17 protein-coding genes are annotated in these 15,713 nt (G+C 37.4%); 7 read left to right on the top strand and 10 right to left on the bottom strand.

Annotation, left to right across the window (positions count from 1 at the left end; genetic code table 11):
• Positions 1-10 precede the first annotated feature (10 nt).
• Positions 11-1,183: an acetyl-CoA C-acyltransferase FadA gene (gene fadA / locus ACS125_RS05530; RefSeq protein WP_004795064.1), complete on the top strand. Its 1,173-nt coding sequence runs from the start codon at positions 11-13 to the stop codon at positions 1,181-1,183.
• A 44-nt stretch (positions 1,184-1,227) separates the two neighbouring features.
• On the opposite strand, the gene ACS125_RS05525 is transcribed toward fadA, so the two are convergent.
• The gene (locus tag ACS125_RS05525; RefSeq protein ID WP_217487664.1) at positions 1,228-1,719 is read right to left on the bottom strand and encodes a hypothetical protein; all 492 of its coding nucleotides are present in this window, start codon (positions 1,717-1,719) and stop codon (positions 1,228-1,230) included.
• 279 nt (positions 1,720-1,998) lie between these two features.
• Here ACS125_RS05525 and ACS125_RS05520 point away from each other — a divergent pair, with 279 nt between their 5' ends.
• On the top strand, positions 1,999-2,715 hold the full coding sequence (locus ACS125_RS05520; protein ID WP_174730305.1) for a hypothetical protein: 717 nt from the start codon (positions 1,999-2,001) through the stop codon (positions 2,713-2,715).
• Positions 2,716-2,784: 69 nt separating this feature from the next.
• Here the strand turns inward: ACS125_RS05520 and ACS125_RS05515 are convergent, their stop codons facing one another.
• Entirely contained in the window at positions 2,785-3,429 is a 645-nt protein-coding gene (locus tag ACS125_RS05515; RefSeq protein WP_443270976.1) for an RBBP9/YdeN family alpha/beta hydrolase, read from the bottom strand.
• A 71-nt stretch (positions 3,430-3,500) separates the two neighbouring features.
• Here ACS125_RS05515 and ACS125_RS05510 point away from each other — a divergent pair, with 71 nt between their 5' ends.
• On the top strand, positions 3,501-3,866 hold the full coding sequence (locus ACS125_RS05510; RefSeq protein WP_443270974.1) for a MerR family transcriptional regulator: 366 nt from the start codon (positions 3,501-3,503) through the stop codon (positions 3,864-3,866).
• Positions 3,867-3,887: 21 nt separating this feature from the next.
• Here the strand turns inward: ACS125_RS05510 and ACS125_RS05505 are convergent, their stop codons facing one another.
• Positions 3,888-4,646, bottom strand: coding sequence for a hypothetical protein (locus tag ACS125_RS05505; protein ID WP_443270972.1), 759 nt, complete (start codon positions 4,644-4,646; stop codon positions 3,888-3,890).
• Positions 4,647-4,823: 177 nt separating this feature from the next.
• Here ACS125_RS05505 and ACS125_RS05500 point away from each other — a divergent pair, with 177 nt between their 5' ends.
• The 3 genes from ACS125_RS05500 to ACS125_RS05490 all read left to right on the top strand — a co-directional run bounded on the left by ACS125_RS05500 (position 4,824) and on the right by ACS125_RS05490 (position 8,053).
• Positions 4,824-5,525, top strand: a complete 702-nt coding sequence (locus ACS125_RS05500) for a DsbA family oxidoreductase (RefSeq protein WP_004795074.1) — start codon at positions 4,824-4,826, stop codon at positions 5,523-5,525.
• Between the two features lie 360 nt (positions 5,526-5,885).
• On the top strand, positions 5,886-7,028 hold the full coding sequence (locus ACS125_RS05495) for a hypothetical protein (protein WP_443270970.1): 1,143 nt from the start codon (positions 5,886-5,888) through the stop codon (positions 7,026-7,028).
• Positions 7,029-7,150: 122 nt separating this feature from the next.
• Positions 7,151-8,053 carry a selenocysteine synthase gene (locus tag ACS125_RS05490; protein ID WP_443270968.1) on the top strand — a complete coding sequence of 301 codons (903 nt, stop codon included), beginning with the start codon at positions 7,151-7,153 and terminating at the stop codon, positions 8,051-8,053.
• A gap of 83 nt (positions 8,054-8,136) precedes the next feature.
• Here the strand turns inward: ACS125_RS05490 and htpG are convergent, their stop codons facing one another.
• The 5 genes from htpG to ACS125_RS05465 form a co-directional block, all read right to left on the bottom strand.
• Complete coding sequence (gene htpG, locus ACS125_RS05485; protein WP_443270966.1) at positions 8,137-10,056, bottom strand: molecular chaperone HtpG; 1,920 nt, start codon at positions 10,054-10,056, stop codon at positions 8,137-8,139.
• A gap of 102 nt (positions 10,057-10,158) precedes the next feature.
• Positions 10,159-10,512, bottom strand: a complete 354-nt coding sequence (locus ACS125_RS05480) for a lysozyme inhibitor LprI family protein (protein ID WP_174730281.1) — start codon at positions 10,510-10,512, stop codon at positions 10,159-10,161.
• 189 nt (positions 10,513-10,701) lie between these two features.
• Positions 10,702-11,292, bottom strand: a complete 591-nt coding sequence (locus tag ACS125_RS05475) for an OmpW/AlkL family protein (RefSeq protein ID WP_443270964.1) — start codon at positions 11,290-11,292, stop codon at positions 10,702-10,704.
• Between the two features lie 329 nt (positions 11,293-11,621).
• Entirely contained in the window at positions 11,622-13,046 is a 1,425-nt protein-coding gene (locus ACS125_RS05470; RefSeq protein ID WP_312824180.1) for a Na+/H+ antiporter family protein, read from the bottom strand.
• Positions 13,047-13,147: 101 nt separating this feature from the next.
• Positions 13,148-14,026: an alpha/beta fold hydrolase gene (locus ACS125_RS05465; protein ID WP_107880609.1), complete on the bottom strand. Its 879-nt coding sequence runs from the start codon at positions 14,024-14,026 to the stop codon at positions 13,148-13,150.
• Between the two features lie 117 nt (positions 14,027-14,143).
• Here ACS125_RS05465 and ACS125_RS05460 point away from each other — a divergent pair, with 117 nt between their 5' ends.
• Positions 14,144-14,629 carry a DUF4442 domain-containing protein gene (locus ACS125_RS05460; protein ID WP_005301740.1) on the top strand — a complete coding sequence of 162 codons (486 nt, stop codon included), beginning with the start codon at positions 14,144-14,146 and terminating at the stop codon, positions 14,627-14,629.
• Between the two features lie 44 nt (positions 14,630-14,673).
• Here the strand turns inward: ACS125_RS05460 and ACS125_RS05455 are convergent, their stop codons facing one another.
• Both ACS125_RS05455 and ACS125_RS05450 read right to left on the bottom strand, forming a co-directional pair.
• Entirely contained in the window at positions 14,674-15,030 is a 357-nt protein-coding gene (locus tag ACS125_RS05455; RefSeq protein WP_004795095.1) for a hypothetical protein, read from the bottom strand.
• A gap of 215 nt (positions 15,031-15,245) precedes the next feature.
• Positions 15,246-15,611: a DNA transfer protein p32 gene (locus tag ACS125_RS05450; RefSeq protein WP_151964102.1), complete on the bottom strand. Its 366-nt coding sequence runs from the start codon at positions 15,609-15,611 to the stop codon at positions 15,246-15,248.
• Positions 15,612-15,713 lie beyond the last annotated feature (102 nt).

Here is a 15,713-nt window from a genome sequence, read left to right as displayed (position 1 = left end):
AGCAACGTGAATGGCTACTTTAAATCCACGTGACGTTGTCATCGTTGATGGCGTACGTTCTGCAATGGGTAAAACCAAAAACGGTATGTTCCGCAATGTACGTGCTGACAGCTTATCTGCTGAGTTGGTTCGTGCACTCGTTGCTCGTAACCAGTTTGACACCAATGAAGTTGAAGATCTGATCTGGGGCTGTGTAAACCAGACTTTAGAACAAGGTATGAACATTGGTCGTAACATCGGCTTATTGGCTGACCTACCAAAAACTGTAGCAGGTCAAACTGTAAACCGTCTTTGTGGTTCTTCTATGCAAGCACTTCATACTGCTGCTGCACAGATTGCAACTAACCAAGGTGATATCTTCATTATTGGTGGTGTAGAGCACATGGGCCATGTAGGTATGATGCACGGCATCGACCTAAACCCGGAAGCATCTAAACACTATGCTAAAGCATCTAACATGATGGGCTTAACTGCTGAAATGTTAGGTCGCATGAATGGCATTAGCCGTGAAGAGCAAGACGCTTTTGGTGTTGAATCTCACCGCCGTGCTTGGGCTGCAACTCAAGAAGGTCGTTTCAAAAACGAAATCGTTGGTGTTGAAGGTCACGATGCAAATGGTTTTAAAATCCTTTGCGACATCGACGAAGTAATTCGTCCAGATGCAAACCTTGAATCATTCAAAGCACTACGTCCTGTATTCGATCCAAAAGGCGGTACGGTAACTGCTGCTACATCTTCAGCGTTGTCTGACGGTGCTTCTGCAATGTTACTTATGTCTGCTGAGCGCGCGCAGGCATTAGGCTTAAAACCACGTGCTGTAATTCGCTCTATGGCAGTTGCAGGTTGTGATGCTGCAATCATGGGTTACGGTCCAGTTCCAGCAACTCAAAAAGCGCTTAAACGTGCTGGTTTAACGATGGCTGATATTCAAACTATCGAGTTAAACGAAGCATTTGCGGCTCAAGGCTTATCAGTAATGAAAGGCTTAGGTATTTATGACAAGCAAGACATCATTAACTTAAATGGTGGTGCGATTGCTTTGGGTCACCCACTAGGCTGTTCTGGTGCACGTATCACCACTACGTTGTTGAACGTAATGGAACAACAAGATACTCAAATTGGTCTTGCGACCATGTGTATCGGCCTTGGTCAAGGTATTGCAACAGTAATCGAACGTGTTTAATTAACACCAAGATAAAAAAATCCCCGCTCAATGCGGGGATTTTTTTATCGACCAGCTAATCCATTTTCGATTTTCTTCTGTAAATCCATAATGTCATTAAGGTTTACTTTCATCGTACCCTCACGATAAGCATCGACATTACTTCGATTAATATTCAAATCTTTTAACATTACAAAGATACCATTGGTTGGATCAGAAGACTGTATTCCACCGGCTACCGCTAAAATGTATTGTTGTAAGAACGGAGAAAGTTGAGATAAATCAGGCTGAGCCATAACTGGCTGATAATCTACTGTCGTCATGCCTTCAGGGACTAAAGCATTCTGTATATCGTAATGAGTTTTATACTCATGATGTTGTAGCGCCTGACGCACTTTTTTATCTTCTTGGAAAGGTACAAAGCCCACCTCTTCACGTAGCTCAGATTCAGCCATAACGCGAATTGTAGGTAAGGTAGCCACCTCTTCTGCTTGAACAGTCGGTAAACCCATAAAAGCAAATGCAGCAATGAAGGCTGATTGTTTTAGAAAGTTCATAACTTGCTCCAAAAATCAGTCATCCTATTCAAATTAAAAAGATGATGATTAAATTAAAAGTATCTATAAATAGGCTACAACAAAATCGAATTTGATTCAGTAAGGCTCAGATAAACGGTAAATATAATTAAATTTTTTAAAGTAATAGTAAGAGACTTCATAAAAATATTTTAGAATTAGTCTGAATGTGGCTAAGTCAGATGATACTGTTAGATTTAAATATTAAGATTTTTTGTTTATAGTCAGCCTTTTATAAATCGATTGAATTCAAAAGAAATAATGAACTTTAAAATATTAAATCAGAACATTATCATGAGCTGTTTACTAGTCAGTTTCTTTCTCACTGGTTGTGCGAGTAATCGAATTATTGGTGAAAATACACGAGAGCTTTTTACAAAATATGACTCAGGCCATCAATGGATCACTTTAGTTGAAGATGATGTAATCTCATTCGGTAAACCATCCATATCCTTACCCAATGAACCTGAAGATAGTATTGTTATCGCAGGAAAAAAATATAGTTATGTCATTAATAAAGGTGGTAACGATTTCATTAAATTAATTAGCCAGCTAAATCCACAATATATTCAAATAAGTAATGAGTTAGACTTTAATGCCCCAGCTTCAAATAGTAACCATTTTTACGGACATATTAGATTTTCTTACACCCCACCTAATGGAAAATTGAACGAGAAAGAATCAGCTTTATTTAAACAATATGGTGTAGTTCCATGTGGCTGTGCAAAGAAATTAGAATCACATAAATTTGATTTAAATCTTGAAGGAACTGTTTATCCTGCTGTAAACAATCTTAAAACAATAACCCCTTTATCTAAGCCATATCACGTTAAAATCCAATATCTTCACGATAAGAGCGGAAAAGTGCCCTTATCCACTAAGGAGAAGCTAGCAAATTTACCACTGCTTCCGTTTACCTTAACTTTCGATATTATCGCTTTACCTGCGAAAGTCATGGGTATCATTTACCAACCTTAATAGACTACGAATAAAAATTACAAACTTTCAGTAAAGATTAAAAAGCCCCGTCTTAAGCGGGGATTTTTATTAATCATTTAACATCTCTTTTAAAGAATCAACTAATTGCGGAAATTTCGTATAACCTTCTCTACCCAAAAAGTGCCCACCATTAGGAACCGTAATGTACGGCGCATCAATTTCTTTCGCCAATTGAATCGTCAGTTTTGGCGGAACCAAATCATCATTATCAGATAAATACACCAGCTTTTTCTTTATGTCCTTAAAGTAGTTCGTATCGACTTTGCTTTTTGTTATATAGGCATCGAGTGGAGAAAAGTCTGAAATTGGGCCAGAAAATCCAGATACTAAAATCATTCCACCAATATTCTGGTAATCATGTCTTTGCAAAAAGTGCAGTAACGTAATCACCCCTAAACTGTGCGCAACAAAATAGGTATTCTCATCCACCTTAGGGATCTGTTGATCTAAAACCTTCTGCCAAGCATCCACATCTGGATGCTCAGAATCTGGAAATGGGATTAAGGTAACCGTTGTATATTCGTCTTCTATTTGATGTTTTAAATCTAAAAACCAGTGATCATCTATAGAAGCAGAGTAACCATGGAGCACAAATATTTGACGCATGTTCTTCTCCTGAAGTTCAAGTGTTTTGGCATTTGCAACAAATGACATTAATCCGAATAACACCAATAAAATGAGTTTTCTGATCATGGAACAAGTACCATTTTGAAATATACAAACATGCTAAACTATGACACCACTGTTAAGGTCAACCCCATTTTATGAACCTTGCCAAAGTTGCCGAACTCACGAAAGTTAGCCCGCGTATGCTGCGTTATTACGAAAGTTTAGGACTTATACATCCTCATCGAGCAAGTAATAACTATCGAAGCTACACACAAAAAGATATTGAAAATATTAAGAAAATTAAAATATTAAATGATGCGGGCATGCACTTAAAAGACATTCAAGCCTTGCTGCCTTGTTTTGATTTAGATGAACGCGTATTTACGCTGTGCTCAGTGGTTCAAGAAAAACTGCAAACTGAACTCATGCATGTGGCTGAACAATTAAACAAACTACAAACTTCTCAAAGTTTATTACAATCTTTTTTAACTAAAGGAAAAGCCGAGAGCACCAAACCATAATTTTTGATGCTCATGCTACGCTTATTCTTTTAAATCTCCTTCGAGTGCAGCTACATTCTTTTTCTTAATTTTTTCAATTTTTGCATTTAGTTTTAGAACATCTTGGTAAAGCCCATTAAACTTTTTGACCTGAGCATTTTCATGAAAAAGAATCATCTGATCTTTCTTCTGCCATTCATAATTTTTTAGAAGCTTAAACATTTCTTCTGCTTTATCTAAAATTTGTAGCTCAATCATAAAAATTGCATGATCTTGATCAGCTTTTTGCTGAGTTCCTAATTTCATTTCAAGGAGTTGTCTCATCTCTGCATCAACAGATAATTCTTGAACCTTTGCTAAGAAAGTTTTATGAATTTTTTCATATTCAGTTTGATATTTATCTGAAGCCATACGGACATCAGCTAGCATCTTTTCGGTTTCTACAAACTTTTGCTTTTTATCAAGATCTAAACGGTCAACATTTAAAAAAGTATCCCATTTTGCCGCCTTTAACTCTCTTAAATATGCATTTCGTGCATTAATATTTTGAATCCAATAAATTAAAAGAAATTCTGAAATTTGCTTATAGTGTCCTGCCAAACGTTTATCGTGAATATTAAGCTCGACGGGTTTAGACCAGTCTTGTGCTTGTTCATAAAGCTGATTCATTTTTTCAGTCATGACCACATCAAACATTTGACTACTGTCTTTGGCCTGCTGCTGTTTGATATGTTGATAGGTGAAAAAAACAATGCTTGTGATAACAATCAAACTTGCTATCGCAATCAAAACTCGGCGCATACACACCTCCTATTTCCCTTCTTATAGTTTTGCTCTTTATAGTTATAAAATAGAGCTTATTCTTCTTTATATGCCATTTATTTCACAATACGCAACACTGTATTCGCTACTCAAAGCTTTAAATCCTTGTGCATCATCCTTATTATGATGGGTAATTAAAATTTATGAGATTCTCCCATGCGTGTTGATGTCTGGTCTGATGTAGTTTGCCCTTTTTGTTATATCGGCAAAAAACGCCTTGAACATGTAGCTGCGGAAGCAGGTATTGAGCTTGAAATTCACTGGCATAGTTTTGAATTAGATCCTGATGCGCCAGCAAAACATGACACATCAAATACAGAACGTTTAGCTAAAAAATATGGCCGTACCTATGAAGAGATGGAAGAAATGGAGCGCAATATTGCTGCCATGGCTGCCTCTGAAGGTATTGATTTCCAATGGCAAAAAGCGAATTCTGGCAATAGTTTCAATGCACACCGTATTATTCACCTTGCGCAAAGCAAAGGCTTAGGCAACCAAGCAAAAGAAGCTTTTTTCCATGCTTATATGACCGAAGGTCTGGCAATTGGTGAACGTGAGGTTGTAGAAGAAATTGCTTCTCGTATTGGTCTTGATAATGCGGAAGTTGAATTTGTATTAGATACCAATGAGCTATCTGACTTTGTTCGTCATGACGAAAAGATTGCTAAAGAGCAGTTAAATGTTACGGGTGTGCCATTCTTTGTATTTGATCAAAGAATTGCTCTCGCTGGTGCTCAACCACGTGACGTCTTTTTAAAAGTCTTAGAGCAAGCACAACTTAAAGCAAATGCTGAAGCAGTCGAGCAAGATGATGCTGCTGTTTGTAATGATGAATCATGTGATATTCCACAGAAATAAATCAACACAATTGAAAATGTGATGAAATCGTATGTTTTATCACCATTTTAGCAATAGAGCGTTCTAAAAAAAGAACTATCTAATTGTTTAAAATCAGTTTATGATTGCTTCTTAGAATATTCGCGCTGTAATGTTCTGTTTTTTATGTGTTTAATGATCGGAATTTGAAGTTTCCTTGATCTATCGTCCCCCTTAATTGGGGGATTTTTTTTGGTTAAAAATAATCGCTACTAGCATAAACTTTTTCATTTATTTCAAATATGTAAAAAAAGTTAAATTTACTTAACTTTTGTGTCGTCCTCTTGATTTTATTAGAAAAATCAACAAAAGTGGAAACAACAACAAAACATAAAGATAGATATGAAAACATTTCATGTAATGCCTTATCGGCAGCTTTTTGCACTTTTAACTCTTGGATTCGGTTCGGTATGCATTGCTCATGCAGAAACAACCTCTTCCTCTCAAAACCAACAAGTAGAAGGTTTGTCATCTGGAGTTCAAACCGAAGCTACAACAGATGAAAATCTGTTAGATCAGATACCCCGTTGGGTAGATGCGACCCCAACCATTTTTCCAGAGCAGTCTAGTCAACCTATTGTTCCTCCTACCGAACAAACAGAAGATCAAACGTGGGTTGACCGTAAGCAAAAGAAAATTCGTAATTGGGCCGATCGTACTTCTGAAAAAATTGATAACTGGTTTGGAGAAGTCGATCCACAGAAACCTGCTACTGCAACCATTCGCGTAATGGTCGATAACTATTGGAATGAATATGATAATTTTGAAATTAAGCCCAGAATACGAGGCAAGATTAAATTACCAACGCTAGAAAAACGGCTCAGCGTGGTGTTTGGTGATGACTCTCTCGATAATGAATTTAATAACAGCCCGGCCAATATTAACCAAAACCCAAATCAAGACTCCAATAAGAAGCTAAATGGTAAACAAACGCGAGATGACAACAGCTCGATTGCTTTACGTTGGTCAAATTTCTCGAAAAAATTGCCTTTTGAAACAGATGCTGACTTAGGTATTCGTTCTGGAGACGATATTTATGTTCGTTTAAAAGCATCAAGAGATTGGCAACTCCGTAATGATTTTAAGTTTTATGCTGAACAAATTTATCGTTACGGCATAGACAGTGAAAACTACTTACGTACCAATCTTGAACTGACCCATGCCAGACCAAACCAACCCATCTTATCGAATCAGTTCAGCCTGACCTATGCTGATGACCAAGATGATGATCTAAGTTGGGAAAACAGGGTTTTCCGTGAACATAGTTTCTTTGCAAACAACCGTTTTAACTATGGTATTTACACAGGCGGTTATTACAACGACAATGACTTACGCTTAAACAGTTGGGGACCATTTGTTTCGTGGCGCCAACCTGTTTTACGTGAATGGTTCTTTGTTCAAGGAGATGTAAATTACTTTAATGATCACCGTGAAGATCGCAACCATTTCGTCAGTACATTCTTGCGCTTAGAAGCTCTTTTTTAAGCTGCCAAACATCACCTTGGAACCCATCCAAGGTGATGAATAATAAAATACTTTTAAATAAAAATTTAAGCTTGGCCTCTTAAAATATTATTCTAATTTTTGATTCTTTATTATTTTGAACGATGAATCAATTCTCTCCTTTTTCATTTCAATACAGATCGGCTGCCTTAGTTTGTATTTATAGTCTGGGCGTATTGGCTTTACTTCCGCACACTCAATTTTTTTATAATTCTTTAAAGCACCAACGTTCAAGAAGACATTCCTACTCATTGAACCAATTCAGCAAATCAAACAGACAATCTTTGCCATTTTCAATCTCTCCTTGTGAAATAGAGACAAATAATGGCTTACCCGATGTCGCCTTAATTCAAGAACTAATGGCTGTATTTGGAAATGATACATTGTGGAGACGAGTGACTCAGCCTGAACAAACTTATAAGGCCTTTGGTAAGAAAAAGAAGAAGAACTCTTCAGCTCAGGTTTCGACAACTAATCCACTGAGTGCAAGCTGGGCGACCATTTCAACTTGGATGCCTTTTGAAAATAATCTTGATTTAGGTTCAAACTCAGAAAACGATGTTTATGTACAATTTTTGGCAAAGAAAAAATGGAATTTAAGACATAACATTAGTTTGGATACCGAACAGGTATTTCGCTACGGTTCTACTAGCCGGAACTACACCGAGACAACGCTAAACTTAACGCAGAAAATGCAAGATAACACTCTTTTCGCTAATAAATTTAATGTGAATAAGAGTGAAAATGAAGATTATAGTTGGGGAAATTGGACTTTCCAGCAGTATCAATTTTTAAAGGATAATCATCTTACTTATGGTGTGTATAGTGGTGGCGTATATACCAAAAATGACATTCGACTAAATAGTTGGGGGCCTTATATTTCATGGCGCCAGCCTGTGTGGCGAGATTGGCTTTTTATGCAAAATGACCTTAACTTTTTTAACCATATTGATGATGATTCGAAACATCAGCTCAGCGTTCGAATGAATCTTGAAGCTAATTTTTAATCAAAAATTATCAAATTGTGGATAACTCTTTCTTTATCCACAAAAAAAGCCCCTGAAAGTTCAGAGGCTTTTTTTACGCTGAATTACTTCAGCAATAAGCTATTAATACGCTTCACATAAGCTGCTGGATCTTCAGGTAAACCACCTTCAGCAATAACAGCCTGATCGAAAATCACGTTTGCCAAGTCATCAAACTGCTCTGAACCTTCAAGTTTTTTCACTAAAGGATGCTCAGGGTTAATTTCTAAGATTGGTTTGATTTCAGGTACTTCTTGTCCCGCTTGTTTTAGCATCCGGATGAGTTGAGGCGATAACTCACCTTCGCTTGTTACTAAACATGCAGGAGAATCAACTAGACGCGTAGTTACACGTACTTCTTTAGTTTTAGCTTTCAATGAGTCACTTAGTTTCTCAACAACAGGTTTGAACTGTTCAGCGGCTTGCTCAAGTGCTTTTTTCTCTTCAGCATCTTGCAAGTCACCTAAATCAACCGCACCTTTAGAGACATTCTTTAATGGTGTACCGTCAAACTCTTGAACAAAGTTCATTGCCCATTCGTCAACACGCTCTGCCATTAATAATACTTCAATGCCTTTTTTCTTGAACAACTCTAGCTGTGGTGAGTTTTTCGCTGCCGCTAAGCTATCAGCAGTCACATAATAGATGGCTTTTTGGCCCTCTTTCATGCGTGCCTTATAATCGGCAAAAGAAGTCGTCACTTCATCATTTGTCGATGTCGCATAACGTAATAATTTTAAAATACGTTCGCGGTTACCAAAGTCTTCACCCAAGCCTTCTTTAAGTACTGAACCAAACTCACTGTAGAATATCTTGAATTTTTCTTGGTCTTTTTCATCTTCCGATTTGGCCAAGCCATCAAGTACAGTTAATACACGGCGTGCATTACCTTCACGAATTGTTTTGACATCACGGCTTTCTTGCAACAACTCACGGCTGACATTAAGCGGTAAATCCGCACTATCCACGACACCTTGAACAAAACGTAGATAATTTGGAATTAAGTTATCCGCATCATCCATAATAAAGACACGTTTTACATAGAGCTTAATGCCCGCTTTTGCTTCACGAGTAAAAATGTCATGTGGCGCTTTACTTGGAATATAAAGTAGCTGCGTATATTCAGTACTACCTTCAACACGGTTATGCGCCCAAGCCAGTGGTGCTTCAAAGTCATGCGTTAAGTTTTTATAGAACTCAACGTACTGCTCTTCAGTCACTTCGCTCTTGCTACGTGTCCATAAAGCGCTGGCTGAGTTAATTGCTTCCCACTCGCCAGTTTTGACCATTTGGCCGCCTTTAGGCTCCTCACCTTCAGCAACCTCTTCTTCTTGCCAAACTTCTTTTTGCATTTCAATTGGCAAACTAATGTGGTCAGAGTATTTATTAACGATCTGCTTAACTTTATAAGATTCTAAATAATCAAGCGCGTCATCACGCAAGTGAAGAATAATGTCGGTACCACGTGAAGCCTTATCAATTTGTTGAACTTCAAACTCGCCTGTACCACCGCTAATCCAACGCACCCCTTCAGATGCATCTAGACCCGCACGGCGTGATTCCACGGTAATTTTATCAGCAACAATAAAACCTGAGTAAAATCCAACACCAAATTGACCAATCAACTGAGCATCTGCTTTTTGATCGCCAGTCAATTTTGACATGAAATCTTTAGTACCCGATTTTGCAATCGTACCTAAGTTATCAATTGCTTCTTGTTCGCTTAAACCAATACCATTATCAGAAATGGTTAAAGTTTTATCTTCTTTATTTAAAATAACTCGTACATGTAAATCTGGATCATTTTCATAATATTCAGGATGATTAATTCCTTCAAAACGCAACTTATCACATGCATCTGATGCATTAGAGATCAGCTCGCGTAAGAAAATCTCAGGGTTAGAATAGAGAGAATGCGTCACTAAATGTAAAAGCTGTGCAACTTCCGCTTGGAAACTATAATTTTGTGATGCTTGTTCACTCATAAATCACTCCTTAAATTTTGAAGTCTGTTTGTTCTCGAATGCTTTATGAATGGAGTACTTCTAGAATTTTTCAATCCTGAATATTAAAAATTTTTACTCTAATTAAAATGGACCATGGCTTAACACTCTATCTTGCAAGATAGAGTCCAACTGCTGTTGTCGTTGTTGGTAAGCTTTGCTAAGACAACTTACCCCAGCCGCACAAGCATTTCTTTTTTTCAGCCATTGGTATTGAGCATCTTTCTGACTATCACGTCCACCCATCGGCAATGCATGTAGAACAATTTGATAGGTTGTTGCCATTTTCACATCTGCATCATTTAAAGAGCGGTTTTTACAAATACTTTTTTCCGTTTTGGTTTTTGCAGCATCACATGAGAAACTTGCAGCTTGCAAGCTCTGTGTAAAAGCGATACCACTAAAAACAGCCAAACACATCGCTAATTTTTTGTTCATGATTTTATTCCCATGTTTTGTAATGAATAGAAATTAGTTTAGAAAAAAAATTGCATAAGATATGTATAAAACTGTCTGTTTTATGCTTTTTTTAGTGCAAATAAAATCCATAAAAAAACCTCACATAAAATATATGTGAGGTGCCTGAGTCTAGGTTTATTATTATATTTTTTCTATTTATTATTATGCTTAAAATTTATAGCTATAACCTAAAGTGTAAACAAACGGATTAATATCTAAATCAAATTTATAGTTAGCAACTGATGGATCAATTGTTACTTCAGGGCTAATATCCATATAACGGACATCTACAAATACACCCCAATCTTTAGCATCTGCAGGTTGGAAATTAAAACCAACTTGCCCTGCTACACCAAAATCTTCTTTAACTTTTACAGCAGCCCCTTGTTCATCCCAAGGAATAAATGCTGTAGCACCAACACCAATATATGGTGTGAAACGAGTTGAGTTTTTAAAATGATATTTTGCTGTAATGGTTGGTGGTAACTGTTTAATACGCGCTACCTTATTTCCATTTAGCAACACATCATGGTTAACTGGCGCTGCTAATAACAATTCTGCTGAAAATGGAGATTGTCCAAAAAAATATTCAACTGATGGCGTAAAAGCATATTCATGGTCTGCTTTTACCACGCCTAAAGGTGTTGTTGTATCTTCTGATGGTGCAATAACACTACCACCAAATTTTACTTGCCAGTTACCAGCAAAAGTAAAAGAAGACATCCCCATTAATGCAATAACCAAAGCTTTTTTGAACACTTTAATATCTCCAAACTTATTTATATTTATAATAAACATGTATTTTAAAATCATGCAATACACATTATAAAATTAATTTATCATTTATTTTTAAATAACTGTTTTAAATAAAATTATATATTAACCAACTATTTTAATTGGTTTTTATTCCAACTTTATTAATCAAGATTATTTTATATTACCAACTATTTTAATATACTTTTCAATCCTGAGTATTTTAATATAATTTATTTTAAATACATCTTTTATTTAATCAATAAAAAACCTTCTTAATTTAAATCTAAAGATCATCATTAAGAAGGTTAATAATTTAATATTTTATAAAAAATCTATAAAACCATTGCAGCAATCCAGCCAAAAATGAGTAGAGGGATATTAAAATGAATAAATGTAGGTACAACCGTATCCCATATATGGTCATGTTGCCCATCCACACCTAAACCAGCTGTTGGCCCTAAAGTTGAATCAGAGGCTGGTGAGCCTGCATCACCTAATGCTGCTGCTGTCCCAATAAGGGCAATCGTCGCTAATGGTGAAAACCCGAACTGTACGCATAAAGGCACATAAATAACGGCTAATACAGGTACACTTGAGAAAGATGAACCAATACCAATCGTGACAAATAAACCAATACAAAGCATTAAGAAAGCTGCAAGTGCTCGATTGTCTCCAATAATATCAACCACACCTTTTACTAGTTGATTGATATCCCCAGTATGCGTCATGACCGATGCAAAGCCCGCAGCAGAAATCATAATGAAACCTACCAAGGCCATCATTCGCATGCCTTGTACAAAGACATCATCTGCATCTTGCCATTTAAAAATTCCGGCAGTAGATAGAACAGCAAAACCGACTAAACCACCCAAAATCATTGAGCCTGAATAGAGCTGTGCAGCGAGTGTCAAGCCAATTGCAAGCAATGCCATATAGATCGTTTTCTTTGCAATTACGGGCGCTTGCTCTGCCTCATGCTTTAACTCTTCTGCATCTGCTTTTAAGTCAGCTGTTTCATCTTGCGCTGTTGCACGAAGAGGTTTATCTAAATCAATCGTTGTAGTTGGTGTAATAGCACGATCAGCATAAATTCTTGGTTTACGGTAGCTAATAAATACAGCAACCAAGGTACCTAAAACCATTCCCAAAACAGGAATAGCCATGCCAATTGACATCATGCCACGCTCGACATGTAAGCCATACGCTGCGCCAACTTTGTTGATATTCCCCATCAAAATTTGTTCAAGGAAAATTGCACCAAATCCAACCGGAAGAAAAATATAAGTTCCGACTAAACCTAGCGTAAGAACACAGGCTGCTGCTCGACGATCTAACTTTAAATGGTTCATTACCCGTAATAATGGCGGAACGAGTACGGGAATAAAGGCGATATGAACCGGAATAAGGTTCTGAGAGAAAATAGCAGCGATGAGTAAAATACCTAACAGTAGATATTTCACTTTCGTTTCGCGGCTTTTTCCAGCTTCCATTCCCAACAAACCAATCAGTTTATGGGCAAGTAAATCAGGTAAACCAGATTTTGAAAGTGCCAGAGCGAATGCCCCTAACACAGCATAGGCAAGTGCAACTTCAGCACCATCACCAAGACCAGCGTTAAAAGCATCAACGGTTTGAGAAAGGCTTAAACCTGCTACGAGGCCACCTACAATGGCAGAAACCACTAAAGTCAGTACGACAGAAACGCGCGCCAGTGATAATAAAAACATCACTGCAATCGCAATAACAACAGCATTCATGAATAAATTCAGAGCAAAACAAAAGGCGACATTCTATCAGATTCAGACCTATGAAGCCGAAAATATCGCCTAATTAACAGTTTTATGCAGTCACTCAATGATTAAGCTTGGGCCTTAATAAACTGACGAATATGATCCGCAATTTTTGCCGGCTCACTTAGAATTGCCCAGTGATTTGCTTCAAGCTCTACATATTCAAAATTTTCTACCCACTTTGGCATAGCCTCAGTAATATATTCAGGGCTCACAAAAGTGTCATATTTTAAAATAACGGCTTTAACTGGACATTGAGCATAACGCTGACGAGGGCCAGTTAAACGAGGAATAAAATTTGCCCGATATAAATTAATGCCATATTTACCATCTGCATTAATATTATTATTTAAAGGTAAATTACTTTTTCTCTCCAGCTGAGTCAGGACTTTCCCCCATTTTTCAGGGCTAAAAAGAGACCATACTGTTGGTGCTAACAAAGGAAGATGGAATGCACCGATATACCAAGATTTGGTTAATATTTTTAGGATCTGAGCTGGTGAAGATTTAAATTTATCACGCAAAAATAAAGCTGCATGATCAAGACATGGCCCAGAAATGGTTGTATATGATAATAACCGCCCTTTAAATTTAGGCTCAGTTACCGACTCCCAAGATTGAATTGAACCCCAATCGTGTGCAGCCATATGGAATTGACGATTTGGTAATAATTCATCAACTACTTCTTGTAAATCTAGAGATAACCGCTCTAAACGGTAATCACGTATACGTTTTGGTATAGACGACAAACCCGCCCCACGTACATCATAGGTGACAATGTAAAAGTCATTGATTAAATTTTCAATGATTGATTCCCATACTTCTTGATTATCAGGATAACCATGTACTAAAACCAACGGTGTATTTTTTTCGTCGCCCCATGTTTTGGCACAAAGCGTTTGTTGGTCACTTGTTGTTACTGTATGAACTTTTGGCTGCATAATCATTTCCTATCTTGTTTTTCAATCGATCATGTCGTTAGTCGGATAGAGCATTGCCATCAATATAAAAAAGATGATACTTATCTAGTATGAATACTGTTTCAATAAAAAAAATTGACTATTATGGCTATTTTAAGAAGACTTCAGAACAATCCTACGATTTCAAAATTTCTATTTAATCACTACCCACCTTATCGTGGTGCAGGGATTTATATTGAAATCATGAATTTAGAACTTTGCCATGTACGTGTGAAAATGCCTCTGACCTGGAAAAACCAAAATTTGGTCGGAACACACTTTGGAGGTAGTCTTTATTCAATGGTTGATCCATTTTACATGATGATTCTGCTGCATCATCTCGGATCAAAATATATTGTTTGGGATAAAGCTGCTGAAATTAATTTTCTTTCCCCGGGTCGAAGTACGGTACATGCAGACATTCGAGTAGATTTAGCTGAGATTGAGCAAATACGTGAGCTTGCTGAAAACTATGACCCTGTTTTAAGAACTTATCATCTAAATATTTTTGATGAATCGGGGGTAAGAATTGCTGAAGTTAAAAAAACGCTTTATATCCGACGTAAAAAAGCAAAACCTTTCCCACAATGAAAATAAGCGCTAAAAAGCGCTTATTTTATTCAATCAATACTGTGTTATCTTTTTTCTTCAATCGCTGCACCAGCACCACCACCTATCGCACCGCCAATTGCAGCACCAGAGTCACCACCCAATATTGCTTTACCTACCACAGAACCGATACCAGCTCCGATCGCACTCTTAGTCGTGGTTTGTTTACTACCGCCTTGGCTATTTGAACCAACACCAGCACCTACTGCTGCACCTAAGCCTGCACCAACACCACCGCCTACATGGTTACCTAAGCCACCACCTAGTGCTCCACCTGCTGCTGCTGCACCAATACGCTGGTCAGACGGACTCATATTTTGACAACCCGTAATCATAAGCGTAGACAACATTAAAGCAGAAACTAATCCTATTGTTTTTTTCATGGCCCTACTCCTACTACCTGTTTTAATAAAAAGAATAATCCTCTTTTATGAGGAATTTGATCAGATTGTGTTATTCATCTGTCCTAATCGATTGATATTTTGTAAAGCTCTTCTATTTATACTCATCAAACAAAATTTTAATTATAAAAAAGACATAAAAAAGAAGCCTCTAACAGGTTAAAGACTTCTAGGTTTAAACATTATTAGGAATACTTTTAGTACTTCCCTTTCTTCTCTTCATAAGCTGCGCCCGCACTACCACCCAGAGCACCACCTGTAGCAGCACCAGCATCACCACCAATGATTGCGCCACCTAACACCGCACCAACACCGGCACCAATTGCACTATTACGCACGGTTTTACTACTAGATCCTTTTGCATTAGCTGCTACGCCGGCACCGAGAGCCGCTCCTAAACCTGCGCCAATATTACCGCCCACATGTTTACCTACAGCACCACCTGCGCCACCACCGATCGCAGCCGAACCAATACGTTTACTCTCTGGGCTCGCATTCTGGCAACCAACAAACAAAGTTGTTGACATCAGGCCAACACTAACAATCGTCATCATTTTTTTCATTAGATTTACTCCAGTCTCCATAAGCATGTAGCCTAATCTGTTTTTGTGGAGCGTTTATCCCGCTTAAGTAATAAAATAATGGCTCTTTAATATGTTTATGTA

Origin of the sequence: Acinetobacter sp. PFS20 (assembly GCF_052261015.1) — a bacterium.
Taxonomy (GTDB): domain Bacteria; phylum Pseudomonadota; class Gammaproteobacteria; order Pseudomonadales; family Moraxellaceae; genus Acinetobacter.
Note: the sequence above shows the minus strand (reverse complement) of the source record. Positions and strands in the feature narration are given on the sequence as shown.

What these genes read in the sequence shown, in the direction of transcription:
- fadA (WP_004795064.1), top strand. Translation starts at nt 11, where the DNA reads ATGGCTACTTTAAATCCACGTGACGTTGTCATCGTTGATGGCGTACGT.
- ACS125_RS05525 (WP_217487664.1), bottom strand. Translation starts at nt 1,719, where the DNA reads ATGAACTTTCTAAAACAATCAGCCTTCATTGCTGCATTTGCTTTTATG.
- ACS125_RS05520 (WP_174730305.1), top strand. Translation starts at nt 1,999, where the DNA reads ATGAACTTTAAAATATTAAATCAGAACATTATCATGAGCTGTTTACTA.
- ACS125_RS05515 (WP_443270976.1), bottom strand. Translation starts at nt 3,429, where the DNA reads ATGATCAGAAAACTCATTTTATTGGTGTTATTCGGATTAATGTCATTT.
- ACS125_RS05510 (WP_443270974.1), top strand. Translation starts at nt 3,501, where the DNA reads ATGAACCTTGCCAAAGTTGCCGAACTCACGAAAGTTAGCCCGCGTATG.
- ACS125_RS05505 (WP_443270972.1), bottom strand. Translation starts at nt 4,646, where the DNA reads ATGCGCCGAGTTTTGATTGCGATAGCAAGTTTGATTGTTATCACAAGC.
- ACS125_RS05500 (WP_004795074.1), top strand. Translation starts at nt 4,824, where the DNA reads ATGCGTGTTGATGTCTGGTCTGATGTAGTTTGCCCTTTTTGTTATATC.
- ACS125_RS05495 (WP_443270970.1), top strand. Translation starts at nt 5,886, where the DNA reads ATGAAAACATTTCATGTAATGCCTTATCGGCAGCTTTTTGCACTTTTA.
- ACS125_RS05490 (WP_443270968.1), top strand. Translation starts at nt 7,151, where the DNA reads ATGAATCAATTCTCTCCTTTTTCATTTCAATACAGATCGGCTGCCTTA.
- htpG (WP_443270966.1), bottom strand. Translation starts at nt 10,056, where the DNA reads ATGAGTGAACAAGCATCACAAAATTATAGTTTCCAAGCGGAAGTTGCA.
- ACS125_RS05480 (WP_174730281.1), bottom strand. Translation starts at nt 10,512, where the DNA reads ATGAACAAAAAATTAGCGATGTGTTTGGCTGTTTTTAGTGGTATCGCT.
- ACS125_RS05470 (WP_312824180.1), bottom strand. Translation starts at nt 13,046, where the DNA reads ATGAATGCTGTTGTTATTGCGATTGCAGTGATGTTTTTATTATCACTG.
- ACS125_RS05465 (WP_107880609.1), bottom strand. Translation starts at nt 14,026, where the DNA reads ATGATTATGCAGCCAAAAGTTCATACAGTAACAACAAGTGACCAACAA.
- ACS125_RS05460 (WP_005301740.1), top strand. Translation starts at nt 14,144, where the DNA reads ATGGCTATTTTAAGAAGACTTCAGAACAATCCTACGATTTCAAAATTT.
- ACS125_RS05455 (WP_004795095.1), bottom strand. Translation starts at nt 15,030, where the DNA reads ATGAAAAAAACAATAGGATTAGTTTCTGCTTTAATGTTGTCTACGCTT.
- ACS125_RS05450 (WP_151964102.1), bottom strand. Translation starts at nt 15,611, where the DNA reads ATGAAAAAAATGATGACGATTGTTAGTGTTGGCCTGATGTCAACAACT.